Source organism: Caballeronia hypogeia, assembly GCF_001544875.2.
In the GTDB taxonomy this organism is placed as follows: domain Bacteria; phylum Pseudomonadota; class Gammaproteobacteria; order Burkholderiales; family Burkholderiaceae; genus Caballeronia; species Caballeronia hypogeia.
Genome location: NZ_FCOA02000005.1, coordinates 75,305 through 99,778, shown reverse-complemented (window position 1 = coordinate 99,778; position 24,474 = coordinate 75,305). Strand labels below are relative to the sequence as shown.

Genomic DNA, 24,474 nt, shown 5'->3' with positions numbered 1-24,474 from the left:
GGATGCGGGTCGGTTCAAGCGTGCGGCGCTCAGGCGTTTCCCGCCGGTTGCGCCGCCGCCGTGGCGATTTGCGCGAGTTCCGCGCGCAGCTTGTCCGAGAGTTCCTTGTTCTTCAGGATCTTCTCGAATTCGCGACGGAAGGCGCCGTTGTCGAGCAGATTCGATTTCAGGTCGCGCAGCAGGTTGCGCACGGCCAGAAGCGCCTGCAATTCGGGAATCTGACGCGCCACCTGCTCCGGCTCGAAGTCTTTCATCGCGCGGAAGGACAGGTTTACCGGCAGCTCCGAGCCGTCGTTCGCGAGCGTGTTGTCCGCGGCGAACTGCAGATCCGGCGCATGGTCGGCCAGTACGGCATCGAAGTTATTCTTGTTGATATTGACCTTCTTGCGCTCGGCGAGCGGCGCCTGCTCGCGCCCCGCGCTGAAGTCGCCCGCGACAAGCAGCTTGAGCGGCAGCTCGACCTTTTTCTGAGCGCCGCCGGTGTGCAGATCGAGCGTGATCGAAACACGGCTTTTTGGTATTTCCCGCTGGAAGCTATCCATCAATTATCCTAAATAGATTTTAGTTTTTTCGCCCGAAACCCGGGAAGGATTCGCTGGACGACCCGAATCTAACGCAGCCCGGATAAACACCACCATCCGCCGCGCCCTTGAAGCCGCCTGCCATAAGAGCGGTATTAAATCACGTTTGCCGTCTTTTAAAAAGAATCATATGGGAACCTAATCATCCAGGAGATCCAGCTCCCCGCAAAGACGCAAATCCTTTTCAAATACAAAGACCTTCCGGCAATCCTCGACATTCGGCGCGAGCCGCGCCTCGCCTCTTTCGACGCCCCGCGCGAAGAATATTGACAACTTAAAAAGATCGCCGCCCGTGCCGGCAAATATCTCAAATTTAGTCCGTCCGCCATTTCACGATGGCGATGTCACCGCATCGAATCAATCCGACTTTACTTCGACCGGATCATTATCAAATAAGCATCGATTTGGTATACGAAATAACTGGACATCGATAGAATCTGCTCCCCGACTCAAACGAATAGACAACATAGATACTCCATGCGGATCGACAAACCGCTCTGGCACGAAGGCCTGATTCTCACGCAGCAGCATTTTCAGCAGCAGGAGCGATGGACCGAGTTCGCGCTGCGTCAGTTCACCACGACCGCGCTCGCGCAACCGTGGGGCACGCTCGGCGTCGAAGTTGACGAAGAAGCGCTCGCGGCCGGACGCTTCAGGCTGTCGCGGCTCAAGCTGCGCTTTCCCGACGGCACGCCGATCGATACCACCGTCGCGCACGCGCTGCCGCCGGCTCGCGATCTCTCGCGGGACATCGACGCCGACCGGCAAAGCGTGACCGTGCTCGCCGCGCTCGCGCTACCTGACGCCAACGGCGGCAACTGCCGTCTGGACGAAACCGCGATCGCGCGGCCGCGTCGCGCGTATCGGGAGTTCGTCAAGGTGGTCGACCTCAACGGCACGGACGAAACCGAGATCGCCACCGAACGTCACGCCGTGCGCCTGCTCTTCGACTTCGAGCCGCACGCCGACGACACCGTCTGCGCCATCGCGCGCCTGACGCGCACGACGAGCGGACAGTTCCAGCTCGACCCGCGCTACGTGCCGCCGTGCTTCGCGCTGGGCGCGCACGCGCTGCATGTGGAGCGGATTGTCCGCATCGCCGACATCCTGTTGGCCAGGAGCCTCGCGCTCGGGGCGCGGCGCAGCGAGCGCATGGAGCAAGTGGCCGAATACGGCGTCGCCGATGTGCAGTTGTTCTGGCTGCTGCACTGCATCCACGCGGCCTGGCCGCGCCTGCGGTTTCTCGCATCGAATCCGGGTCTGCCGCCCGAGCGGCTGTATGCGGTGCTGTCCGAGCTGGCGAGTGCGCTGATGACGTTTTCCACCGGCGCGCAGCTCTCGGAGCTGCCCTCGTACGATCATGAGCGCGCGGACGAAGTCTTCGCGCAACTCGAGGTGATGATCCGCAACCTGCTGGACACGATCATCCCCTCGCGCGTGGTGCCGATCGATCTCACGCGCGGCAATACGACGACCTGGAGAGGCAAGATTCTCGACGCGCGCATCGCCGAAGGCACGGCCGACTGGTATCTGTCGGTCAACTCGACGCTGCCGGCCTTCGAACTCGTCGAACGCATTCCGCGGCTATGCAAGATCGGCGCGCCCGACGAAGTCGATCACATCGTCAATTCGGCGCTCACGGGTATCGCGCTGAAGACGGTGCAGCGCGTGCCCGCGGCAATTCCGGTGCGCCTCGACAACCAGTATTTCGCACTCGACGCGACCAGCCCGGCGCACGCGCGCATGCTGGCCGTTCGCGCCTGCCAGATCTATCTGCCGACCTCCGTGCCGGACGTCTCGCTCGAACTCTACGCGGTGCTGCGCTCATGAACCGGATACCTTCCTTCTCCGGCGGCGCGGCCCTCGTCGACCACGCAGCAGGCTTTGCGCCCTCGTTCCCCGAAGGCATGCGCGACCTGCTTCGCGACACGGCGCTGTTCGTCGCGAATCTGTCGTCGGGCGGCGCGCCCGAGGACTTCGCCAGCTTGCGCAAGCACTGCAAGGAGATGATCGACGAGTTCGGCGCGGCGCTCGATCGCCGTGGCTATGCCGCCGACGTGCGCGACGACGCCGTGATGGCGCAGTGCGCGCTGCTCGACGAGACAGCGCTGCGTCACCTTTCCGAACAGGAGCGGCCGCAGTGGTCCGCGCAACCCTTGCAAGTCGAGACCCTCAGGCAGCACGACACCGGCGAGCGCGTGTTCGTCCGTCTGGATGCCCGCATGCGCGAGCGTGCGCCGCAGGTCGGTCTGCTCGAATGCTACGCAGCGATTCTCGGACTCGGTTTCACCGGCCGGTACGCGATCGAGGGCGAGGCGCCGCGCGCGGCGCTCATCGGCGAGCTGAACGCGCTGATCGCGCGACTGCGCCCGGAAGGCGAGCGTCCCTTCATCGTGGACCAGCCGGGCCGGTTCATCGGTGACTGGCTCCGCCGCTCCTCGCCGTGGGCGCTCGCGACTGGTGCCTGCTGCATCGCGTTCGTCACCTGGTTCGGCTGGCATCTCGCGCTCGACGCGCAACTGGCCGCCCTGCTTCCGGGCGCGATCAAGCAGTGAACGCGATGCAAAAACTCGGCTATCCCTCACGCACGATGATCGTGTTCGCCGCAGCGCTCGCGATGGCGGTGCACGGATACGTGCAGCCATTCGGCAAGGAATGGCTCTGGCTCGGCTACGTCGGCGTGCTGATCGTCGCATCGGGCCTGGTTGGCTGGCGCACGCTGCAACTGTCCCGCGCACGCGCGCGCAGCGCGGCTGTGCTCGGCGCGCTCGATGCCGCGACCCTCGAGATTCCGGTGAACCTGCGCACGCGCATGCCGCTCGTGCTCGTGATCGGCGACGCCCTGGCCGCCCTCTTCGACCGCGTGCCGGACGAAGCGCGTCTGGTTTTCATCGGCGATGGCGCGATCTGGCTGCGCGTGGAGCGCGCACAGGACCTGCCCGAAGTCGCGCTGGCGATGCGGCAGTGGCGCGACGGCCAGCCCCCCGACGGCGTCGTGCTGAGCGTCGCGCCCGCGCTGCATGTCGACGCCGATGCGCTCGCGCAGCGTCTGCGCGTGGCGCGTCAGGCGCGCGCGGACGCCGCGCGTCTGACCGGCGCACGTCTGCCGGCCTACGTCGCCGTTTATCAGCGACTGACGCGGCGTGCGTCGGACGCGGGCGCCGCGCTGCAGTGGCACGGCGTATCGACGAACGCGGCGCCCATCGACGCGCAGCGCTTCGAAGCCGTGATCCGCCACGCGGAAGGCGACGCCGTGGATCACGATCACGTCGCGCGCGCCGCGGCGCTGGCTTCGGTCATCGGCTGGACGCAGCGCGTCGTGTTCGGCACGCTCACCGATCCGCGTCAGCCGGCGACGCCGTGGCCGCTGTACGGCGCGGGCTGGATCGACTGCGGACCTGCGAGCGACGCGGGCAAACCGTGGGAGCAGGAAGTGCAGCGGCAGACTTGCGTCGCGCCGGCGCGCGTAGATGCGAGCCCCGCGCCCTGGCCGCTGCCGCAACCGCTGATCGAAGCGCTGCCGCGCCGCCGTGTGGCGTCGCCGCGCGCGGCCGCGTGCGGGCACGCGCTCGGCATCGCGGCGCTGGCCGCGGCCGTCGCGTTCTTCGGCGCGGGACGGCACAACGCCGATCTGATCGAGCGCGTAAGCGCGGATCTCACACGTTACACGCAGCTCACACCGGATCAGGATGCCGCGCGCCGCGATGCGCTGAAGGCGCTCGTCGCCGACCGCGACGAACTCGACCGCTACGCTCGCGCAGGTGCGCCGCTGCGCCTTTCCCTAGGGCTCTATCGCGGCGATCGGCTGCTGCTCCCGCTTAACACCGCGATCGCAAGCTATCAGCCCCCGCTGCCTCCGCCGGCCGTCGTGACGCTGGACAGCATGTCGCTGTTCGACAGCGGCAGCGCCCGGCTGAAGCCCGGATCGACGCGCGAGCTCGTCGCCGCGCTGGACATGATCCGCGCGCATCACGGCAAGCGCATTCTCGTCGCGGGTCACACCGACAACGCAGGCAGCGCCGCGGGCAATCTCGCGCTGTCCAATGCGCGCGCCGCGGCGCTACGCGACTGGCTGATCGAAGCGTCCGGCCTGCCCGCCACGCAGTTTGCGGTGCAAGGCTACGGCGATACACGCCCGATCGCCGGCAATGACACCGAGGACGGCCGCGCGAAAAACCGCCGCGTCGAGATCACCCTGGTGCCCGACACGGCGTCGCGGCCGGACTGAAGTCGAGAATCGAATCCCCGGAGGCTCTGCTTCCGGGATCCTGTAGCCTGGAGAATTTTCCGGGCGTTGTTTAGTTGTACAAATAGGAGTAGAAGATGGCAATTCCCGCTTATATGTGGCTCAAGGATGACGGCGGCGCCGACATCAAGGGTTCCGTCACGGTGCAAAGCCGCGAGGGCAGCGTCGAGATCGTCGCGTTCGACCACGGCGTGCACATTCCGACCGATGGCAACACCGGTAAGCTGACCGGCACGCGCGTGCACGCGCCGGTCACGCTCACGAAGGAAACCGACTCGTCCACGCCGTATCTGTACAAGGCAGTGACAAGCGGCCAGACGCTGAAGTCCGTCGAAATCAAGTGGTACAAGATCGACGACGCGGGCAAGGAGAAGGAATACTTCAATACCAGGCTCGACAACGTCAAGGTCGTCGCGGTGCGTCCGAAGATGCTCGACATCAAGAACCCGGCTTTCGAGAAGCACAACCATCTCGAAGAGGTCGAACTGCGTTACGAGCAGATCACCTGGTCGTTCAAGGACGGCAACATCATCCACAAGGACACGTGGAACGAGCGCGCCTGAGCGCTCCCTGCGTGACGTGAGCGCCCATGCGTCGCGTCACGATCGCCGGCCCGCGTCGCCGGGCTGGCGACGTCCGCGGTTCACCCGTCTTCCCGATTCACACTTCATTCCCCTCGTCACTGGACTCCATATGACATCGCGCGACTCGACTCATCTGCTTCGCCGGCTCAACCCGCACTGCGCGAGGACGCTCGAGGCGGCCGCCAGCCTGTGCCAGACGCGCCTCGCCGACGAAATCAGCGTCGAGCACTGGCTGCTGAAGCTGATCGAGGCCGGCGACGGGGACATTCCGGCGATCCTGCGTCACTACGAGATCGATATCGACGCGATCTGGAACGCGCTGCTCGCCGCCATCGACCGCGTGCCACGCAATCTGCGCGGCATGCCCGCGCTGTCCATCCAGCTCGCGAGCGTGCTGCAGGAAGCGTGGAATCTCGCGTCGCGCGAGGATATCGACGGCACGATCCGTTCCGCGCATCTGCTGCGCGCGATCTGCGGGCGTCGAATTGTTCCCTCAATTTCCTGCTCAACGACACGCTGACTGGCCGTGCAAGCCATTGAACAATATGCACATTCCCCGATGCTTGCGTTTCGAGGTGGTAGGAAACCCCGTCTCTCCAGGCGGGATAGCGGCGTACGCTTTCGGTTTCGCGCCGTGCGAATTGATGATAATTTATTCATTCAAATCAGGGAGATACGTCACCTCTTCCTACCTCAAGAAATGCGCCTTGAAAAGCTCATCTAAGCCGTCTGACGTGGGATTAGGCGCTGCTTCCTCATTGCCACTTGATGATGGGCGTACTGACTTCGAGTCAGTATGCGGCGCGTCTAGGATGCGCTCGTCCCGCTCCGCCAACCCATGTTCCAACCCAGCTTGAGCGAAGCCCCGAGCCGAACGTACACTACCTCGCTTCTTCGGAACGGGTATCTTCGCCTGCCGCGCAAGCCGCTCCGTCGTCGCCTTGCCGAGCACACCCTTACGTTTGCGCTTAAAACCTGTGAGGATTGCAGTTGCGCAGTCATTCTGGAGATGGCGCTCGACCCGTGACCAGGTTTGTCCAGGGTAAGCGCGTACAGACCGAGCATCACGCCCAATGTCGGAAAATTTGCCGTCGTCATGTGCCCATAAAATCTTGTCCGAAGTGAATGGCAATGGGCAAATCGTAATTTTTGGCCCCCTTCCCCTTCTCTTGCCCGGCGAGCGTTTCCATTTCCTGAATAGCTCTTTCGTCTCGTGCGAGCAATATCTTTGCTTGCTGAAATGAACGGTTCCGTTCTCGAGTGTCACTGTCTTGCGGTCCAGCAACTTGCGCAGCGTGGTCGCTTCGTCCCAATGCGTATTGGCATCACCACGGTTATGCTTCAAACCCCAAACGCACATCTCTTCGGGCGTTGGATTGACGTTTGCGTCTCGCATATCGTCATTCAGATAGTGAGGAAGATGCGCGAATTTGTTATATTCGATTATTTCATTTAACAGATGTCCCTCAAATGACTGATGCACCAACGTAGCATCCGCGCGTGAGCGCCGCCGTTTATCTCTATCGCGCAAAGACTTTTCGCGCTTCCAGGCACCGTTATGGCTTGAAATGGCTCGCTCAACTATGCCAATGTGGTTCTCAACTTGGGGCTTGGCTTCCCCGTGACGCACGGGTGCGTATATCATGTCAGTGCCGAGACGGTCGATTATTGCCGCTTTGGCTCTTTTGCTCTGACCGGCAGGGCAATTATCGAGAAAGAACGCTCCGGGAACGAAGAAGATTGGCCAATCGCCTTTCTCGCCTGGCACGAACCCATGTCTACGCAGCAAGTCGTCCTTCGGACAACAAACCATTAGAATGAGTTGACGGTACGCATTCCAACTCTCACCCTTATACCAAATGAAGAACCCGACAATGGCACTACTTGAGCGGTCTACTGCAAGAAAGACATAAGGTTTCCCAATGCATCTTGACGCGTCCCAATCGGCCACTAGCTCACAGTTGAAAGGTGTTGCATCTATGTCCACCACATCTCCGGGCCACAGCGCGAAGTCTGAGGCGGCGCCGCAAAGAGCCTCGAATCTCTGCCGGAATTCTACATCTCCAACCTTACGTTGCGTGAGTTCAGGTTCAGCCGCTATCAGTTGTCGAGCCCTGTATAAGAATTGACCAACAGTCAGCGTTTTTTCAGGGCGAATCCGCCGTCTTATTTTTTCTCCATTGACTTTCGTGGACCTTGCAAGGTCGTTGTCACACATCAATTTCCAAGTTCGACGCAGGGACTCGTTCTGTCCAATCCAGTACGTCTCCAGCGCCCTCCGAATCGCCGGCACGAATCTCTTCGAGTTGACGCCCTCTAGATGCGCGAACCCTTCGTAGACGAGCCGATTCGGCCGTCCCAACTTCTTGGTCACTCTTCGCGAACCAGTTCTTGACTTCCCTTGAGCCCAGCCGCGCTCAAGCAATCCATTTTTTATGCTTCCCCTCGCGTAGTAAGTCAGGACCCAGCGGCGAAGGTCTTTTACAGACACCTTGTGCTTCTCGGCAACGTCCCTAATTGTCGCGTCGAAGAACGTCTTATCCTCAAGAATGCGCGCCGTGTTCAAAATTACCTCGTGGACCACTGGCCACCGCCTGTCCCGCCCAGCCTTCCAAGACTCCTTTAGCTGTCCTTCCGGAAGTCCGGTCATCTGCGGGTCGGCAATCTCTTCGGGGACGACGTGCAAGGCATCCACATCCCTTTCTGTAAAGGCACGCGGTGCTCGGCTCCCGACTCGAACGTGTTTCAACACAACTAGCAGATATATGACTTGTTTTTCAAGGCAGTGACCAACGTATCGATAATACCTGCCTCTCTTGTGGTCTCCTTTTCCCTGCAGTAAGGGCAACGGTCTGTCATAGCTTCCGTCGGTAAGGCGAGTGCTCTCAATCTCAAGCATGGCAGCCTCCTAGAGAATTTTCAGTGGCTGAAACTGATTGATTAGTTGCGTCCAATCCAGCCTAATCAATCCCATCATGACCGCGAAGCTGAATGCGCGATAGCCGTCGTCCAGACTTCGTCCGAGGCGCCTCGCAACTCGCTCTATGCGCCTGTCCAACGGAGTGGATTGTCCAGTTCCGAGGAATTCGTGTGCAAACGGCACCAAGATGTCTTCGAAGTCAGCTACTCTCGACCGCCGAATATATTCGCGTAGAACGCGCCGGTTCTTGCACTGGACAGCATCAAGGTTGAGTTCAGTGATTATGAACCACGGCCAGTCCAAACCCGCACAAAACGTCATCTCTCGTTTGTTTCTTGCCTTGACCTTCTTGGTTGAGACCACTTTCGACAATTTTACAGATATGCCTGCGTACATTAGTCGATGGGTATTCGGGTGTATAAGGGTCACGACAAAATCGAGCGACGGAACATCTGCACGCCGGAGCGACTCGTTAGCTTGAACGCGACGTCGGACAATCTCCGGGTCGGCCATCGGATACTGCTCCCGGATGTCAACGATGATTGGGTTGAAGACAAAGGCCAGCCACACTGCACGCTCAAGCACCGACAAGCATTCCACGCAGCGCGCTAGCTTTACGCCGACGTTTGACGACCCGGTTCCTATGCGCTGCATGCCGGCTTTGAGAAGAGGGTCGTAAAGGATTCCATGTTCCACATTCCTGCAATCCACTGCCGGCAAGCGCACCTCTTGTGTTCCGTAGTATTGCGGAGTCAGCAACGTTTCGATGGTAAGTCGAAAATCGACCGATGATTGTACGCGCCTCGGGGATACTGATTCGCGAATCTTCATGCTTTAGCACCTCGAATCCTATCTCTAGAGGAGATGAAGTCCGATGCAGTTGCGAATCTGCTCGGGCGTCAATCTTCTCTTAAGACAAGCCGTCAGTAGTCGGTAAGTCGACCGGTAGCGATGCGAGTCTGGATTCGCCTCACCCCACGCGTAAAGTCGCTTTGCAAAAGCTTCTGGGTCCTCGACGAACTGGAAGACCAAAGCGCGTGTTCTATGCAGTCGAGGTTTTAGCAAATACCAATCTCGACCGCGCGTGACTCGCGAGAGCAACATTGTCTCAGTTATCATAGTCGGCCGCCCGGGGTGGTCGATTATCTCGACGTATCGCTGTATTACCTGCCGAGACATTTTGATGTCCAACAATCGGTCTCGCTCAAGCTGCTCTGCGGCTTGTTGAGGAGGCTGCAATCCGGGGGGCTTTTTGGGCAACTTCCTGTTGTACCACTCGGAGTCGTTCTCGATTAACCACCGTGAAGTACATCGTGGAGCGGCCTTCCCGAAGTCAGTTCGAGTCGCTTTCGGGTTAGCTTTCAAAAACCGCTCCAGTCGCCCGCGCATCTCCCTTCTTTCGTCCAAATCAACGGGATGCTTAGACTTAAGCTTCGCTGCGGGTGCGGAACCTGGCGAAAGTGATTCGGTATGGACTGCGCTTTTTTCTACCTCCTGGACTGCTAGCCGGAACGACCGCTCACTCGGGAAGATTGAACGCACTAGACACGCGTTTTGCTGTAACGTTGAGGCACTTCTATCGCCCTGCAGCGCTGTTATGTGCCAGGTCTTGGACCATCCATTGAGTCCGCATCGCTCGACAACGTCCTCGACTTGTAGTCGTTCATCCAACCAGTCGGAGAGCCATTCACTCGTAACTGCATTATGCGCGCCGACGAGCCCGTCGAATCCGTTTCGGAGAACGCGCCCAAATTCCTTTGAGTTAACGTAAGGAGCGAATGGGCGCTCTAGCAGTTGCACAGCAAACTCTGCTGTAAGTTGCTCAAGACTTTGCTGCTGCGCTTCCTCTCCGCTCGACTTTGATTTGAGGGTCAGTTTTGCCGTGCACCAGCACCTATAAGAGGGAAGCCGAGCTAGCCGACTGTTCGGATTAGAGAATGTGCATTTTCCGCATGGCGCCACAAGACGTGACTTATGGAACGTACAGAGGTCCACGCCTGGGATTAGATGTTGAAGATGCCAATAAGGATGCCCGCATCCTGTGCTCAGGTCTACGTCAAGACACTCGAGGCACCAAGACAGTTCAAATCGCTCCCGCGCAAACACCCTCTGTAAGCCGGAGCTAACGTAGGCACCCTCGACATGTTCGCCTCTGATTATGTCACGGATGATATCCCTCTCAGCATGAGTGACGAATGGCAAGGCGACGGGAAGGAATGTGTGATGCCAGAAGACCTCATTTGCCGATGGAAGGACACCTCGAGCGTTTGCCACGGTTTGTTGAAGTTCTCGGGGAAAGAACCATCCATTAGTGGGCGTCCCTCCCTTTTCTTTCAGCGCGAGTTGCCCATTGACTGTGGCCATTCGGTGTGACCACCCCGCGATGTGCTCGTCCGCAAGGATTGGAAGTAGCATAAAAGCGCCCCCCTGAATCTAAACATTGCATTTACCACGAGATGGCTTAGCGCATTTGATTACACATAAGTCAGTCGCCCAGTTCTCGGGCGTATCTGAGGCCGGCGGCGAAATCTGTCACTCGCTGCAGGCCTTGCCAGATAGTCTTGACTCCAGGTTCGCCGTCGCCTTTGCGCGCCAAGAAGCCGCCGAGCATGGCGACCAAGCGCACGACCTCATTCAGACGCGGTGAGCTCTTCGGCGGTTTCTTCTTGTTGAGAATGAATGCCGCTCGCCATTCATCGTGCTCGAACAGCAGTCCTGCATCCAGGTCGGGGCAAGTTCGACCCAGTCGCATCAACCGAGCGATGCGCCATGCCACCACCATGAACAGCGCCAAGGCACGCTCAAGCCGTGCCATCGATGCGAGTTGCAACGCCTCGACCCGACAGCCGTTCTTGAGCACATGAAAGAATAGTTCCACCTCCCAGCGCGCGCGGTACCAGTCGATAAGCTGCGCGGCCGCGTCAAGGTCGTTCACCTCGCGATTACTCAGCAGTCGCCATTCAATCGGCTTGACGCCTGCCGGCGGGTCGACTTCGCGGGCGACGATGCAAGTGGCGCTCACCACGCCGCCTGCAGCGTCAGACAACGCGACGCGTTGCGCCCACACCTGCTGCCGTACCGCGCGCGCTGGCTGAGCCTGACGGGCTGCCAGCGTAAAGTGAATCCTGCCCGCTGGCTCACCCGAAGTCACTTGGTCCCACAGCTTGCCGCCGTCAGGCAAGGTGCGATTGTGCTGCGAGCGCAGTAACCAATCCGCCGGGTGGCCCAACTCCTTTGCTTTGACCATCAGCGCCATGATGTCCGATTCCCGGTCAGCCACATAGACCAGTCGCGTGGCAGGCAGTGCGGCCGCTTGTTCGGCAACCCGCTCATATCCTTCGGTCCAGCGGGTGCTTTCCTTGATGCCGGGGCGCACGCCATCCGCCCCCTTGGACTCGCGCGCCCACATGTACGCGTCAAGCACCCCCAGCGGTTCGCGCGATGGCGTCACCGCGTAAGTCGGGTGCAGATACAGCCCGCGTTGCGCTTCATACGACAGCGGACCCAAGCCTGCGATGGTCTGGCCGTTAAAGTCCAACTGCGTGGTGTCCTGAATACATAGCACTACTTCGCACGCCCGCATCCGTTCGGTCGAATTCTGCCAATGTGGCGCCATGATGTCGCGCCAGTCCAGCTCCTCTTGCGCCAGGAAGCGATACGCTGCCGCCGTTTCCGCCCAGCCGCCGCATGCGTTGGGGATGCTTGCCGTCGGCTTCTCCGCCAGCCGCTCAGCCAGTAGCACGGCGCGCTTGTTCAGGCGTTCATCGCCCAAATCGATGCCCTTGAGTTCTGCCGCCGCCCAGCTCGATTTCTCTTGCGTCATGTGCCGCCCAAAATGCAAGAGTTAACGCCAGTCCGAAAGAGTTTACAACCACATCCGCTATGTCATTGACCGTAAACGACTTTTCGCGGCGCGCCACTGTCACGACTTATGTGTAATGAGGTGGGCTTAGCGCCCCGAACCCCGTCGACGCTGTCATGATTCGCTAGGATGGTCGGGCTGCCCCCCGCATCTGGAATGTGCGCCTCGCACCATCTAACCTCAACACAGTGTCGAGTCTGGTCTGAGAAATTAACGCTTGCGCCTTGACGCTATTTCTTTTAGAACGGCCTTCTCAATCTTGGGCGACACGTAGTCGTCGTCTGGCGGTAGCCAGTCCTCGTATTCTTTTTTTTCCTCGTCGGTAAGTTCGTCCCCTGCCTCGTGACGCCTTAGAACGCTCAAAGACTTCTGATACGGGCCAAGGCTATCCTTTGCGCAGGTTGCAAAACTATCCGGCGTCACATCGCTAATCGCTCCAGTTGCTAGTCCTCTTAAGAAGGTTTTCATCAGGATACGGTACAAACGGAGGATTCCGCATGTGTGGAAGTGGGACTCTTCAGGGAGCCAAATGGGCATGTTCAATGTTCCTTGAGACACGCGTTGGTGCCAGAAGGTCTTGTTGAGTCGCGTCCAATCTATGCCCTGGACCCAAGCTTTCAATTTCAGGTGGGCTTCGCCCGTCAACTTCGCCCCGAGCGCGGACTTCGTGTCAATCACTTGCTCGGCGGCATAGGTCCCCGCTGTGACAATGGGTACGCGAGAGCGCTCCATAAGCGTGCAGAGTGTTTGGAGAAGTATGTCCGAGAGATGCGGGTGCTTGAGCAAATGCTGGATGTCGTCGACAAACACGATGCCTACGAAATGCTTCCAAAGACAGGATATCAGGTATGCTTCACAGATATCTCGAGGGAGGCGTTTTTGGACCGCCGTGTCCGCATAACTGCTACCGACTATTTGGTCTATTTCGAAGAGAATCGAAACCATGAGTCCGACTACTGTCCCGTTACTCGGACAACTCACATGGACCAAGAAGACCTGCTGGATAGAACACTTGCCAGCTGCGAGTTCAGAAATCTCGTTATACACGGGCAGGCTCGCTCTAAATCGGTTGATGAGCATTGTCTTGCCCACACCGGTGGGTCCGTCGAGGAATAAGCCGGAAGCTTCGAAGGCTGGAAGAAGAAACGCAATTCGCTTCTTCGATAGTCCTTGCCGCCTTTGCGTTACTGCGATGCCGGCCGCGTGAATCAACCTCATCGTTTTTGGGTCATTTGGATTTCGTCGGGCCAAGCCAGCCCGAAGAACGCTGCTAAGCTTATCGAAGTGCTCTCGGCCTTGCTCACCAGGTACATAGACCCCGTTCAACGACTGAAGATGGTCAATCCTCGCGTCGACACTAGCGGCCCAAAACTCAGGGCTTCGGTCAGGCGGGTCCGACGCGAGCGCGTTAAAAATAGCGTTCACTCCAGTCAAGCTCGGAAGTGGTTCAAGCAACGGATTGGCAATAATCATGGCAAGTGGCCCTCCGAGTGAAGTTCCTCTGTCAGATGCTTTGAAGGGTGGGCGCAAGCGGTTCGGTTCGAAACGGCAGGTTCAATTTGAACTGCCTGCGCATTGCCTCCGGCGCGACTACCAAGCGTTTCCCTATCGTCCGGCGAATCTAAAAAGAAGAGAGCAATCTAAAATTTTCGGGAGGCGGCGCCGAATAGGCTGCAAAAAAAATTTGCATTCTCACGCAAAAAATTTTAGAATTGAGGTACTGAGGGAAGTTGTGCCCGTGTCAAGTATACAATACTCGATGGATGCGCTCGTCTCAAGCTTTTTTTGCCGCGCCGATGACCACCCAATCTCTGTTTGCCGGCGCGTGGCCACCTATGAGGCCTTAATGTGGCGGAACTCTTAACGCGCTTACCGCGTTAGCTCGGTTTTTCATACCTATTTGAATCTGTTTCGTATCGACGTATGCCAGCATCGTCGCGACCAGACTGAGGATATACGGCCCTCGCCTCCCGCTTACGCCCACACTCGCTTAGTTTCATTTCCGGTGACCATTTGAGGCATATCCGCGCACCGTGCGATTGGAATTTGCCCGCCCTCTCTGAAAGCCCGACCCGCGCGGGAAGCTTGTTGGGCGTCGCTCGTGACGAGGTCCGGTGCGCTTGAGCGCCCAGTTATACTTATCCGTTTTGGGCAAGCGCAGCGCCCCGAGCACCGTATCGGCATCTCAGGGGAGTTTATATAATGTGCGATTTTTTTCGCTTTATTACTTTACTCGATGAGCATCAGCTTTGCAAGGGGTCTCAGTGACTGACGCCGAGGGGGCTTGGGCGAGTCTTGCGTCGCGCGTAGCGCGCGTAGCCCTTACTCGCAAAGACATCTCGTATGCCTCTATGGTGGACGCCCTTGCGACCATCGGCGTTGCAGACAGCGAACGGGCCCTTGTATCCAGGGTATCCCGCGGCACGCTTAGGCTGGCGATGTTCCTCCAGATTCTCGTCGCAGCAGGTAATCGGCGGCCTCGCCTTTGGCTGCAAGCCATCAATGAAGGCGGAGACTGGTCCGCGATTGCCCAGCGGGTCATTCAGGCTGAACTGGCGCAGCGCGCAGACGGCAATAGCCCGCCCATTGTGACCACCAAGGAACTCGTGCGTCGGCTTTCGAGCTTTGGCGCGCCTGTCACGTCCCAGACCCTGAACTCGCACATTGTCTCGGGGACAATGCCACTCGCGCTCTTCCTTCAGTGCATTACGGCGCTCAATTCCCGGTCCCTAGACGATTACATTGATTTTGAGGACCTGCTTGCACTCGCATACCTGGAGAAGTAAGCTCCGCGCAACATAATGGTTTTCCCTTATTTTCGCCCTTACTGCTTGCCTCCCTGCCAAAACCGAGTATCTTTAAAAACGCGAAATAAATCGCAGTTTTACAGTAAGCAGTTGCTTGGAGAATACGTTCGCCGCCGCCTGCCCTGCGTAGCCCCAAAATTCACCGGGAGGGCTCCTGACCACTCCAGAAGAGCGGACCCACGCAGTCACCGAGACTCAAGGCTTTCTCGAAACCTTGGTCGATGGACGCAACATCAAGACCGTTCGATTTGATTCGGTCGGCTGCATTCGGACTACTCCGTCCTTGCCCGCATCCTTCCGACCTATCCGTTTCCACAGAGAAACTGCCAGAGATTTTGGCTAGTTCGCGTCGGCAGCCGTGAGGTCGACTTTGCTGTACTTGCATCGAAGTCTCACGGAGGTCGCCATGCCCATCTGGTCCACCACTCCCGCCACCATCGAGCCGCAACTGGTTCTGGAGGAGTGGTTGGTCTTGGAGACTGAGCCCGAGCGAGGCGAGCGGCATTTTCTTGGCATGAAAAAGGATGCGGGATATGCACGCATCAGCTCGCCAATCAAAAACTATGACCGCAAGACAATGCGGGGCGTGACGTCAACCGGCCGCTGCTATCAACTCGTTGGCCCCCCAGGTTGGACTTCAGAGATGTCCTACCTGTTGCTCAACTGGTGCGAAAAGCATCGTGTGACGCAAATGACCAACGTCACTGCGGAGTACGCTCCCGCAACCGCGAGCTCATGTCGGACCACGGAGGCAACAAGCGATGACGCATCTTCACGAGAGGGAAAAAGCGCTCGCTGATGCGCGCCGTTTGCTAGAGGCGCTGTACGGGTCCGAGCAACCGTTGATGTGGTCTCTTGTACGCACCGTAGCGATGAACATTCTTCGCCACTATCCGCGGAACGGCGATTTCGCCGAATTTGTGGGTGACGAGAAGCATGCACAACAGAGCGCGGCCGTCGCTTGTAGCCAATGCTCAGAAATCTATTCTGCGCGCGCCGGCAACGCTATGGTCCCAAGCTCAGCAAGAATCCTACCGCCCCCTGTTTCGCCCCATTTGCTGCAGGCACACTCGCTCTTGTTGTCGCCACAATGGCGCGGCATGCCGCCAATCTTGAGCGCGCTCCATGCATTGGATTGCATCTGTCTCTGTTGCATGGCGCTGGCCGCGCCCATGGGTCTCCTAGTGGATGCGCTCGACGACGTCGACAAAGAGGTCGCTCGAGCGACCATGTCTGCCGCGAAGATGCCGCTTGACGATATCGATAGGGTGCTCGCGGTCGTGGGATGGTGCTATTCACCGGCTCTCCCAGAAGCGCTGCCCTGCGAGCAGTTAGTCCTTTGGGACATTGCTGAGCGGATGTATCTAAAGGCGCTTGGTTGCTGGTAATCGAAATGACGGAGGAAGCCGTGCTCACAACCCCGCTCGATGAGTCCGCCGAAGAGCCCCCGTCGCGCACCGAACACTACCCAAATCCGGACGACGACGAGTTTGATTCGCCTTCACTCGTCATAGTCGACATATTCGAAGGCAGCGTAACGGACGCGCGTCCAAGTCTGCTATCAATTTGCAAGGTGGAGGGCCGAGTCGACCGCTGCAATCAGCCTCGGCTTGCGCTCTTCGAAGAGGCGGCGAAGTTGCTTGCAATATGCGCGGGGAGATGCAGCTCGACGCCGCTGCCGAGCGGGCGCATGACGGCCACGATTGGGCGATATCAACGCAGTTTGGCCTTTCCTCTATATCGAATCGACGCTGCCGCCGACAACGGACTGCTCTTCGCAACAGAGCATTCAATCGATGAAACCACGCAACGCGTGTGGCGGGCGTGAGTTCCAATGAAAGAGGATGACGATGCCATCTGGTTGCTTGAGCGAGTCCTGCGTGTCTTCGCGATGATACAACCCTGACAGGCACACATGCCTGACCGCAACTCAGCGAAAACCGAGATGACGATGGAGGTTCTCATGCTCTTAGTGACACTTGAACTCCTGCCGCGTGGTAGCGAAGAGCAGCGTAGAACCCTCGGACAAATACGTATCATCAATGTTGGAGGGGACCCAGCTTATGGCAACTACTCTATCGAGCTCATGGAGAACCGGGAAAAGTCAACTAGAACGGCCAGCATAACTGATTATCCGAGGCACGCAGGCAGCACCTGGGACTTGGTCGCAAGAGCGATAACGATGGCGCTCGCGGGCAAGGAGGAACTCCCGCCTCGGCCAGTACATCCGTGGGGGCATAGCGAAGACTGGCAATGAGACTTTGCTGTTGCCATCTGGTTATAACAGTACGGGTTTCTCACGCTATGAACGTCGACCAACTCATGCGTCGTCTACGCCGAGCACCGAACGGTGCTACCGTCCTCCTGCTTCCGGCACGTGGCGACGCTGACGAATGCGACATGGTCCGCGGGGTTGTTAGTCCGGGCCAGCCTTGGGTACATGAGCGACAACGCCGTGCGGATGGCCATGTCGACCATTTTTTTTATCCTAGGGCGGACGAGTGGTCGGAGGGCTTCAACGAGACAACTGACGACGCTTCCCTTGAGCGAGTCGTGATACTCGTCGCGGATGCAGAAAGCTTGGAGCATACGCTCGCGGAGCTCGCCCTCGCAGGTCGAACCATCTCCACGGAAGACCTCCGCGCGAAGGAAGTACAGCATTACCGTGACATGCTTGCACGCGGAGAGTTACTGTCAGAGGAGGCGTTCCGGAAAAAGCTGGGGGTAAGCAAAAGGAGGCTATCCGCGTTGGTCGGCGACGGCCGCGTGTTTGCGCTCGATGTCGACGGCCACAATGCATTTCCGGCCTTTCTCTGCGACGCACGCTTGAATCTGAAGCGTCTCTGGAAAGTCGCCCTTATTTTGGTGCCAGCACCGCCCGTATTGCGGTTGGACCTCTTGACACGGCAATGTGGTGCGCTCGGCGACGAAGTTCCGCTCGACCTGCTCGGCGACGACAAAGCCTTTCGTGAGCTATTGAGATTCGCTCGCGCGTGGGCGGGAGAATTCAGTCGGACATGCATAGACGTTTATGACGCAAGCAGCCCCGTCGCCCCGACCATTGCTGAGCCTCTCTACTCGTGTGCCGTCGAAGTCGACCCGCGAGTTCCGCTGTGGACACGCGCATTGAAGGCAATTCACTCGCCGGGATTCCGATTCCCACACGAAATTCCACCGGCACCGGCGACGGTGCTCATCATGGTCGAGCGCGCCACCGCCGGTAAAAGCGGTGAAGACCTTGAGGCACGACTCATGTGCGAGCTCGCCGGGCGAACTCTGCGTTTGACGGTGGCTATAGCCCGGGCCGACGAGCCAGCCGCTGCTCACAAGCTTAAGTTGGCCGCGAAACATCCGAGCGTGACCGACCTTTGCGACGCCGTCTTCAGCAGGCTCGCAAAGCTGACCTGAGCGCGCACGAAATGGAACCACGAGTAGTTCATGTCGGTCAACTCGAACCCGAAGAACGCGAAGGGATGCGCGTTCTTCATCGCGCGCGACGACGACTTGTCCGCAAAGGGCAGCTCGTGAGCAAAACCGAATTCGCTCTTCGAAGTGGTACCTCGCAAAGTGAGTTCCGTAAGCGTGTACGGCGCGGAACCTTGTTTGCAATCAAGATGGGCCGAAGCTCGTACTACCCTGCCTTCTTTTTGCGCACAGACCGACTCGGCTTTCGACTGGCGCGAGTTGCTCAAGCGATGAGAGCCATGGACGACGCATGGGACAAGCGTTTCGAACTCGTCTACGAGTTCGAGAGCCTCGGGAACCGCAGCCTACTGCAGGTAATGCGCCGCGCAGTCGGCTTTCGTGCAGCAATGCGCTACGCCCGGGCGCTTGCCGGTGACTGACTTCACTCCCCAACTGCCATGACGTCCAAGATTTCCCGCCTGTGCGTGTTCGCAAACATGGATGCGTCGTGGACGCCATGCGGGCAACTTGCGCTCACGGAAGATGCCACGGATTTGGTCGCATCCGGTTTCGAGTACGACCCAGCGTATCTCAATCGAAGCGCCGCATTCGATGTAGACCCGGTGAGCTTGCGTCTTGGAAACAGAAAGGATATTGCCGGCAAGGTTCTGCGGCCCGCGAACTCGCTGCCCTATTTTGGCGCCATTCGAGACGCCACCCCAGACGCATGGGGTCGCCGAATCATCGAAGCCAAATTGGGCGCGCCACTGAACGGACTCCCCGAGTCTCAGTACCTTTTGCATGCAGGAAGCGACCGCGTCGGTGCGCTCGACGTGCGCCCCAAAGCGTCCGCACCGGCAGTTGTCGCAAAGGATACTTGGGACACGCTGCCCGACATCGTGGAGGCGGTTGACCTCATTGAGCGCGGCCAGCCAGTGCCGCCAAGTCTTGACAACATATATGTGCAGGCGGCATCGCTCGGTGGTGCTCGGCCGAAAGCTTCGATTCGCGACGAGAAGGGAAGATTGCATCTCGCAAAGCTTGCGAGCGAGGGAGACCGTTTCGACGTCCCTGCTGTGGAGCATGCGACGCTGCGCCTTGCAGAAAGAGCTGGGTTGCGTGTACCGGCGGTGCGGTTGGTGCGAGTCAACGACCGCAACGTCCTGCTCGTTCGGAGATTCGACCGCTATTGGGCGGTTTCCGGAAACGCGACCCGGCTCGGCGATTCCAGGTTCGTGCGCGGCGATAAAGCGAAAGGGGAAATTGAGCACCGCGTGCCGTTCGTCAGCGCCCTCACGGTCGCAGGATGCGACGAGACAGAATCTCGGAACATGTCGTATGCGATGTTGGGCTCGCGTCTGCAGCGATACTGCAGAACGCTGGTCGCATACGACGGACAAGCCGAGCTATTCAAGCGCATGATTTTCAATATCTTCATAAGCAACTCGGATGACCATCTGCGTAACTTCGGTTTTTTATGGGACACAGAGCTGAGGAGCTGGCGCCTAAGCCCAGTCTATGACGTCCTACCGCAGCCCGGTATTGCAAGCGAGCGCTTTCAACATCTCGCGGTAGGCAAGAGCGGACGCTTGGCGACCCTCGATAACGCGTTAAGTGACCACGAGGCGTTCCAAGTATCCGAAGCGTGTGCCTGCGAGCTGATAGCGGACGTCTGGGCAGCCGTCCGCAATTGGCGGGCTCTTTTCGAAAGCTCAGGCGTCGCCCAACGCGATATCGACGCTGTTCAGTCTGCTTTTCGGCACATCGATGACGTTTCCAGCGCCGACCTGCGACGCGCCTTGCCATGAAATTGTGCTGGCGTCCTGGGTCACGTTTGCGATGACAGTTCTTTGGGCGATGCCGAGATGCGGGGACGCGCAAACTGCGAAATACAATCACCAAGAGCGGGAATAGGCCGCTTCTGGGATTGTTTCAGTTCGCGTCGGGAAGACGCGAACTATCTGGTGTTCGAGGTCGTGCGACGAAATGCTCGGCCGATTCTCCACTCCCTACTTCCCGCCTGACGCCGGTGCGTTGCCGCGGCCTCCGCCCGAGGGATTTCCGGTCGTGCTTGGCCGGTTCCCTCCTGGGAAGCCGGTCGATGGTCTGCCTCGCCCGGTTGAGCTGCTTTGCGAGGCCCCGCTGCGCCCTCCGCTGGATTTGCTACTACTGCCAGCAGTCCTGCCGCCACCGCTTCCGCCAGCCTTACTCATGACTTGGCCCTCCTGATGTCGTCACGTTGCGTGATGACACAAGTATGAGCCGGTTTTTGCATTCCCGTAGAGCTGAACGCTCAGAAGCCGTAGAGAGTCGCGGGATTGTCGACAAGAACGCGATGTTGAGTCGCGGTATCGGGAGCGGATGCAGCCAGCAAATCGAGGAGTTGTGCGTCGTCCGGTTTGCTCGTCTTCTCGGTTGGATGCGGCCAATCACTGCCCCAGACGACCCGTTCGGGAGCCACCGCAATGTACGACCGAGCCATGTTCTTCGCGTCTTCATAGCTCGGCGGTCCAACCTTTGTATTCAGGTAAGCGGCGGACACCTTCACCCACGTACGCCCCTGGTCCAGCATCCCACGGATGACGTTGTATGCATCGCGCCCTGACTCAGTTCGCGGCAACCGCGCCATGTGGTCAAAGACTACCGGACACGGCAACCGATTCAACATTTCGGCGTTTTCGATAATGAGGTCCGAGCGCATTTGGAGCTGTATATGCCAACCCAGGTCCTGGATTCTTCGTGCGACTGGTTCAATCATGTCGGCCCGAGTGACAGCATTCTTGGGCTCGAAGAGGGAAAATCGAACGCCGCGAATTCCGCCCTGATGTAACGCAAGAAGTTCGTCGTCCGAGATGTCGGAAGAAACGACGGCAATACCACGTGTCTTGTCCGCCCCGAGTTTTGAAATTGCGTCCAAAGTGACGCGGTTGTCTGTTCCGTAGTTTGCAGGCTGAACGATTACCGTGCGCGTCGTGCCGAGTCGGCTTTGAATCTTCCGGTAATCGTCAACCGTCGCCTGGCGTGGAAGCGTGGCGTTCGCATTAACGATTGGGAACCTATCGTCGTAGATGTGAATATGCGCGTCGCATGCCATTGTTGGCGCTTTCAATGACGCATTCTCGCTGCCGCTTGAATTCGAGAATGAAACCTTCTCTGCGGCCCGAGCAGCGGGTGTCCGCCACCAGCTGACCATGCCGCCAGCAGCCAAAGCTAATGTGAGCGCCCGACGCCGCGCATCAAACGCGTCACCAGCCGTTGAAACCTTCGAATCCATGTCTGTGCCGTAAAAGGTGTTGACTGCGCTTGCGGACGGAGCGGCCGCACTGCACGCTCCGCCGCCCGAACATCAAGGAATCAATTACTGGTTGACTCGCTTCGCAAAAGTCGAAATGGCGTCGGCCATCGCTTTCGGCTGCTCCGGCGCCATGGCATGACCTGCGTTGGGTAACACCACGACAGTCACTCGGTCTCCGAGCATGTTCTTGAGTACTTGCGAGAACCGGCGAGGTGCCACCGCGTCGTTCTCTCCTTGCAGGTCGAGAATCGGTGCAGCGCCGGCTGCGAAGTAGTCGTCAACAGGAGTAGTGTTACGCGCATGTCCCTCTGCTTCGTGGGTCTCAGGATGCCAGCCGCCGAGCCACACGCTGGGGTCGTTCCCAGGTGCGAAGAAGGCTTCCTTTAGATACTGCAGCCGTTGTGCTTCGGGAAGCTCGAGGTCTCCAGCACCATCAATCGCCTTGCGCATTTCCGCGTTGATAGGCTTTTCTGTCGAACCAGGCGGAACTTTGCCTGCCGAGGCGGCCGCCACCACGCCCCCCTTCACAAGGTCTGGGCGGTCGGCAGCCAATTGACGTGCGGCGAAATTACCCCACGCGTGCCCGACCACGACGACCGGGCCAGCCTTCTTTTCATCGATGACCATCGCGACATCAGACGCAAAATCGTGAACGCTGAGGTTTTCCATCGGTCCTTTGCTCTTGCCAACACCGCGAGGCTCCGGGCGCAGCACACGGAACCCATCCGCGACGAGATATTGCGCCACCTGGTCGTAGTCGCGCACCGAGCGTCCCAGGGATGGAAGCATAACGATGGTCGGTCCCTTGCCTTGGCTCAGCACCTCAATCTGAACACTTCCATGTTTGACAACGTCGTCAGTGATGTTTGCACCGCCGGCTGCCGCAAAGCCGCTTACAGACACGGAGAGAATGATTGCTGCGAGACCACCTTTCGAGAATTTCATGAGAGCGATTCCTTGACCTATTTCACAAAGCTGATTCGTTAGTATCAGCTGCCGCCTACTGCCTGTACATCTGGTGTGCAAAGCGCGCGATGGCGTCGCTCATTGCCTGCGGTTGCTCAGGAGCCATTGCATGGGCTGCGTTCGCGACCACCTCCACTGTCACGCGGTCCCCCAACATCGGCTTGAAAACATTGGGGACGACAACAGCGTCGTATTGACCTTGGAGGTCAAGAATCGGAACCGTCCCACCTGCGAAATACGCATCCACCGGAGTGACATTTCTCGCATGCGCTTCGGCTTCATGAGTTGCCGGGTACCAACCCCTCAACCAGGGTCGAGCGTCATGCCCCGGCGCGAAGAACGCTTGCTGCAGATATTTCAGCCGCTGCGCCTCCGGTAGTGAGAGATTCCCGGACCCGTCAATCGCGTCCCGAAGCCTTCCGTACGGTTTCTCGTTTGAACCGGGAGGTAGTTTTCCAGCCGACGCGGCCGCCATGACCAATCCCCGAACGAGGTCCGGACGGTCCACCGCCAACATGCGGCCTGGTTGACTTCCCCACGCATGCCCGACGACGACGACCGAGCCCGTCTTTTGCTCATCCAGAACTGAGGCGACGTCGGCAGCAAAGTCGTGCATATCGACGTTAGTGAGAGGGCCTACGCTCGCGCCGATACCTCTGGGCTGAGGCCTCAACACCGTAAAGCCGTCACGCTCGAGGTATGCAGCGACTTCATCAAAGTCTGCCGCTCCCCTTCCAAGGGACGGCAAAAGGACAATTACCGGCCCCTTACCTTGACGGATAGTCTCAATTGTTACGGTTCCGTGCTTAGTTACCAGGTGCTCGGGTGCAGCGCTCGACGGCAAGTGAGAAGCGCACCCGAATGCAAGACACGTACACGCAAGAGCAATGAGATGCCCTCTTACATTCATGATGTTATCTCCTATTTCTAGTAGTTGTACTTATCTTGTTACGTGGATTCCAACGGCCCGTTGCTCTGCCGCTCTAGTTCGCCGTTGCCTGTGCTTGCGACTGTGGTTGCTCAAGTCCGGTGCTGTCGAAGATTGCCACCGCATTCTTCGACTTCAAATACCCAATGAAGGCTTTTGCGGCTTCAGCCTGTTGGGCGTTCTTCGCAATTGCGGCAGAGATGACACTGACCTTCTGAACGTCGCGCGGGAGCGGACCGACGAACTGAATCTCCTTGAATGCTTTCAGTTCGCTGATTTGCTGAAGTCCCAGGTCGGCGTCGCCGCGCTGGAGCGCTGCCCCGACAAGTTCGCGTCCTTTGATAAGTACGCTCTTCTGCTTCATCTGCTCAGCGATACCGAGCTTTGGAAAGAGCGTTCCCGTAATGTAGGTTCCACTCGCACCCTCGGAAAAGGCGACAGACTTGGCCGACAGCAGAGCCTGCTTCAGCTTCTCCGGCGTCGATACGTCCGGCTTTGGAATGCCGGCACGTACCGCGACCCCGACTGCTGATTCGGCAATATCAGTTTTTGTGTCCGGAACGAACACTCCCTGTTTGATTTGCTCGTCGAGCGCGGCGCCAATCATGAAGCAGACATCCATCGACTCGCCGCTCTTGATTCTCATGGGTAGAGCGTCAGGCGAGGTCCCATAGGAAGGGCCCCAGGAGATTAGAAGGTGATTCCCAGTATCTCGTTCGAATGCGGGTACGAGTTGCTTGAACGCGGCGGAGAGTGCGCCCGTTGCAAGCACGTGAATATCTTCGGCGTGCGCTGTACCGCTCAACGCCGCCGCGCAAGCCAGCGCTAGGATTGATGCACGGATAGCCCACTTTTTTGTTTCGATTGCCATTGCTTGTCT

At 58.8% G+C, this 24,474-nt stretch carries 20 protein-coding genes and 1 pseudogene; 12 read left to right on the top strand and 9 right to left on the bottom strand.

Going from position 1 to position 24,474, the window contains the following annotated elements:
• Positions 1-29: 29 nt before the first annotated feature.
• Positions 30-542: a type VI secretion system contractile sheath small subunit gene (tssB, locus tag AWB79_RS11000; protein ID WP_061167448.1), complete on the bottom strand. Its 513-nt coding sequence runs from the start codon at positions 540-542 to the stop codon at positions 30-32.
• A 516-nt stretch (positions 543-1,058) separates the two neighbouring features.
• Here tssB and tssK point away from each other — a divergent pair.
• The 5 genes and pseudogenes from tssK to AWB79_RS10975 form a co-directional block, all read left to right on the top strand.
• Complete coding sequence (gene tssK, locus AWB79_RS10995; protein WP_061167447.1) at positions 1,059-2,411, top strand: type VI secretion system baseplate subunit TssK; 1,353 nt, start codon at positions 1,059-1,061, stop codon at positions 2,409-2,411.
• Complete coding sequence (locus AWB79_RS10990; protein WP_061167446.1) at positions 2,408-3,136, top strand: DotU family type IV/VI secretion system protein; 729 nt, start codon at positions 2,408-2,410, stop codon at positions 3,134-3,136. The genes tssK and AWB79_RS10990 overlap by 4 nt, the downstream gene beginning before the upstream one ends.
• A 5-nt stretch (positions 3,137-3,141) precedes the next feature.
• A complete protein-coding gene (locus AWB79_RS10985; protein WP_061167587.1) occupies positions 3,142-4,809 on the top strand; it encodes an OmpA family protein in 1,668 nt (555 codons plus the stop codon).
• 95 nt (positions 4,810-4,904) lie between these two features.
• Complete coding sequence (locus AWB79_RS10980; protein WP_061167445.1) at positions 4,905-5,390, top strand: Hcp family type VI secretion system effector; 486 nt, start codon at positions 4,905-4,907, stop codon at positions 5,388-5,390.
• 130 nt (positions 5,391-5,520) lie between these two features.
• Positions 5,521-5,883 (top strand): annotated as a pseudogene (locus tag AWB79_RS10975) (Clp protease N-terminal domain-containing protein); the annotation flags it as partial.
• Between the two features lie 216 nt (positions 5,884-6,099).
• Here the strand turns inward: AWB79_RS10975 and AWB79_RS10970 are convergent.
• From AWB79_RS10970 to AWB79_RS10955, 4 genes are all read right to left on the bottom strand, one after another.
• Positions 6,100-8,310: a TnsB C-terminal domain-containing protein gene (locus AWB79_RS10970; RefSeq protein WP_061167443.1), complete on the bottom strand. Its 2,211-nt coding sequence runs from the start codon at positions 8,308-8,310 to the stop codon at positions 6,100-6,102.
• A 9-nt stretch (positions 8,311-8,319) separates the two neighbouring features.
• Positions 8,320-9,162: a PDDEXK family nuclease gene (locus AWB79_RS10965; protein WP_061167442.1), complete on the bottom strand. Its 843-nt coding sequence runs from the start codon at positions 9,160-9,162 to the stop codon at positions 8,320-8,322.
• Positions 9,163-10,816: 1,654 nt separating this feature from the next.
• On the bottom strand, positions 10,817-12,154 hold the full coding sequence (locus AWB79_RS10960; RefSeq protein WP_061167441.1) for an IS4 family transposase: 1,338 nt from the start codon (positions 12,152-12,154) through the stop codon (positions 10,817-10,819).
• Between the two features lie 249 nt (positions 12,155-12,403).
• Positions 12,404-13,666: an ATP-binding protein gene (locus tag AWB79_RS10955; protein WP_061167440.1), complete on the bottom strand. Its 1,263-nt coding sequence runs from the start codon at positions 13,664-13,666 to the stop codon at positions 12,404-12,406.
• Positions 13,667-14,457: 791 nt separating this feature from the next.
• Here AWB79_RS10955 and AWB79_RS10950 point away from each other — a divergent pair.
• From AWB79_RS10950 to AWB79_RS10920, 7 genes are all read left to right on the top strand, one after another.
• Positions 14,458-14,979 (top strand): DUF6471 domain-containing protein, encoded by a 522-nt coding sequence (locus AWB79_RS10950; protein ID WP_232470872.1) that lies wholly within the window; start codon positions 14,458-14,460, stop codon positions 14,977-14,979.
• Positions 14,980-15,406: 427 nt separating this feature from the next.
• Positions 15,407-15,799 (top strand): hypothetical protein, encoded by a 393-nt coding sequence (locus AWB79_RS40040; RefSeq protein WP_061167438.1) that lies wholly within the window; start codon positions 15,407-15,409, stop codon positions 15,797-15,799.
• Positions 15,762-16,388 (top strand): BPSL0761 family protein, encoded by a 627-nt coding sequence (locus AWB79_RS10940; RefSeq protein ID WP_157695746.1) that lies wholly within the window; start codon positions 15,762-15,764, stop codon positions 16,386-16,388. Before AWB79_RS40040 ends, AWB79_RS10940 begins: the two co-directional genes overlap by 38 nt.
• The gene (locus AWB79_RS10935) at positions 16,379-16,828 is read left to right on the top strand and encodes a hypothetical protein (RefSeq protein WP_157695745.1); all 450 of its coding nucleotides are present in this window, start codon (positions 16,379-16,381) and stop codon (positions 16,826-16,828) included. The genes AWB79_RS10940 and AWB79_RS10935 overlap by 10 nt, the downstream gene beginning before the upstream one ends.
• A 725-nt stretch (positions 16,829-17,553) precedes the next feature.
• The gene (locus AWB79_RS10925; RefSeq protein ID WP_157695744.1) at positions 17,554-18,408 is read left to right on the top strand and encodes a hypothetical protein; all 855 of its coding nucleotides are present in this window, start codon (positions 17,554-17,556) and stop codon (positions 18,406-18,408) included.
• Positions 18,409-18,704: 296 nt separating this feature from the next.
• Complete coding sequence (locus AWB79_RS39430; protein ID WP_157695743.1) at positions 18,705-18,845, top strand: hypothetical protein; 141 nt, start codon at positions 18,705-18,707, stop codon at positions 18,843-18,845.
• Between the two features lie 18 nt (positions 18,846-18,863).
• Positions 18,864-20,213 carry a type II toxin-antitoxin system HipA family toxin gene (locus AWB79_RS10920; protein WP_061167434.1) on the top strand — a complete coding sequence of 450 codons (1,350 nt, stop codon included), beginning with the start codon at positions 18,864-18,866 and terminating at the stop codon, positions 20,211-20,213.
• Between the two features lie 485 nt (positions 20,214-20,698).
• Here AWB79_RS10920 and AWB79_RS10915 read toward each other — a convergent pair whose 3' ends face one another.
• The 4 genes from AWB79_RS10915 to AWB79_RS10900 all read right to left on the bottom strand — a co-directional run bounded on the left by AWB79_RS10915 (position 20,699) and on the right by AWB79_RS10900 (position 24,465).
• Positions 20,699-21,679 carry an amidohydrolase family protein gene (locus tag AWB79_RS10915; RefSeq protein ID WP_232470871.1) on the bottom strand — a complete coding sequence of 327 codons (981 nt, stop codon included), beginning with the start codon at positions 21,677-21,679 and terminating at the stop codon, positions 20,699-20,701.
• Positions 21,680-21,763: 84 nt separating this feature from the next.
• The gene (locus AWB79_RS10910; RefSeq protein ID WP_061167432.1) at positions 21,764-22,645 is read right to left on the bottom strand and encodes an alpha/beta fold hydrolase; all 882 of its coding nucleotides are present in this window, start codon (positions 22,643-22,645) and stop codon (positions 21,764-21,766) included.
• 55 nt (positions 22,646-22,700) lie between these two features.
• A complete protein-coding gene (locus AWB79_RS10905) occupies positions 22,701-23,576 on the bottom strand; it encodes an alpha/beta fold hydrolase (RefSeq protein ID WP_061167431.1) in 876 nt (291 codons plus the stop codon).
• Positions 23,577-23,649: 73 nt separating this feature from the next.
• On the bottom strand, positions 23,650-24,465 hold the full coding sequence (locus tag AWB79_RS10900; protein ID WP_061167430.1) for a substrate-binding domain-containing protein: 816 nt from the start codon (positions 24,463-24,465) through the stop codon (positions 23,650-23,652).
• Positions 24,466-24,474: the final 9 nt, after the last annotated feature.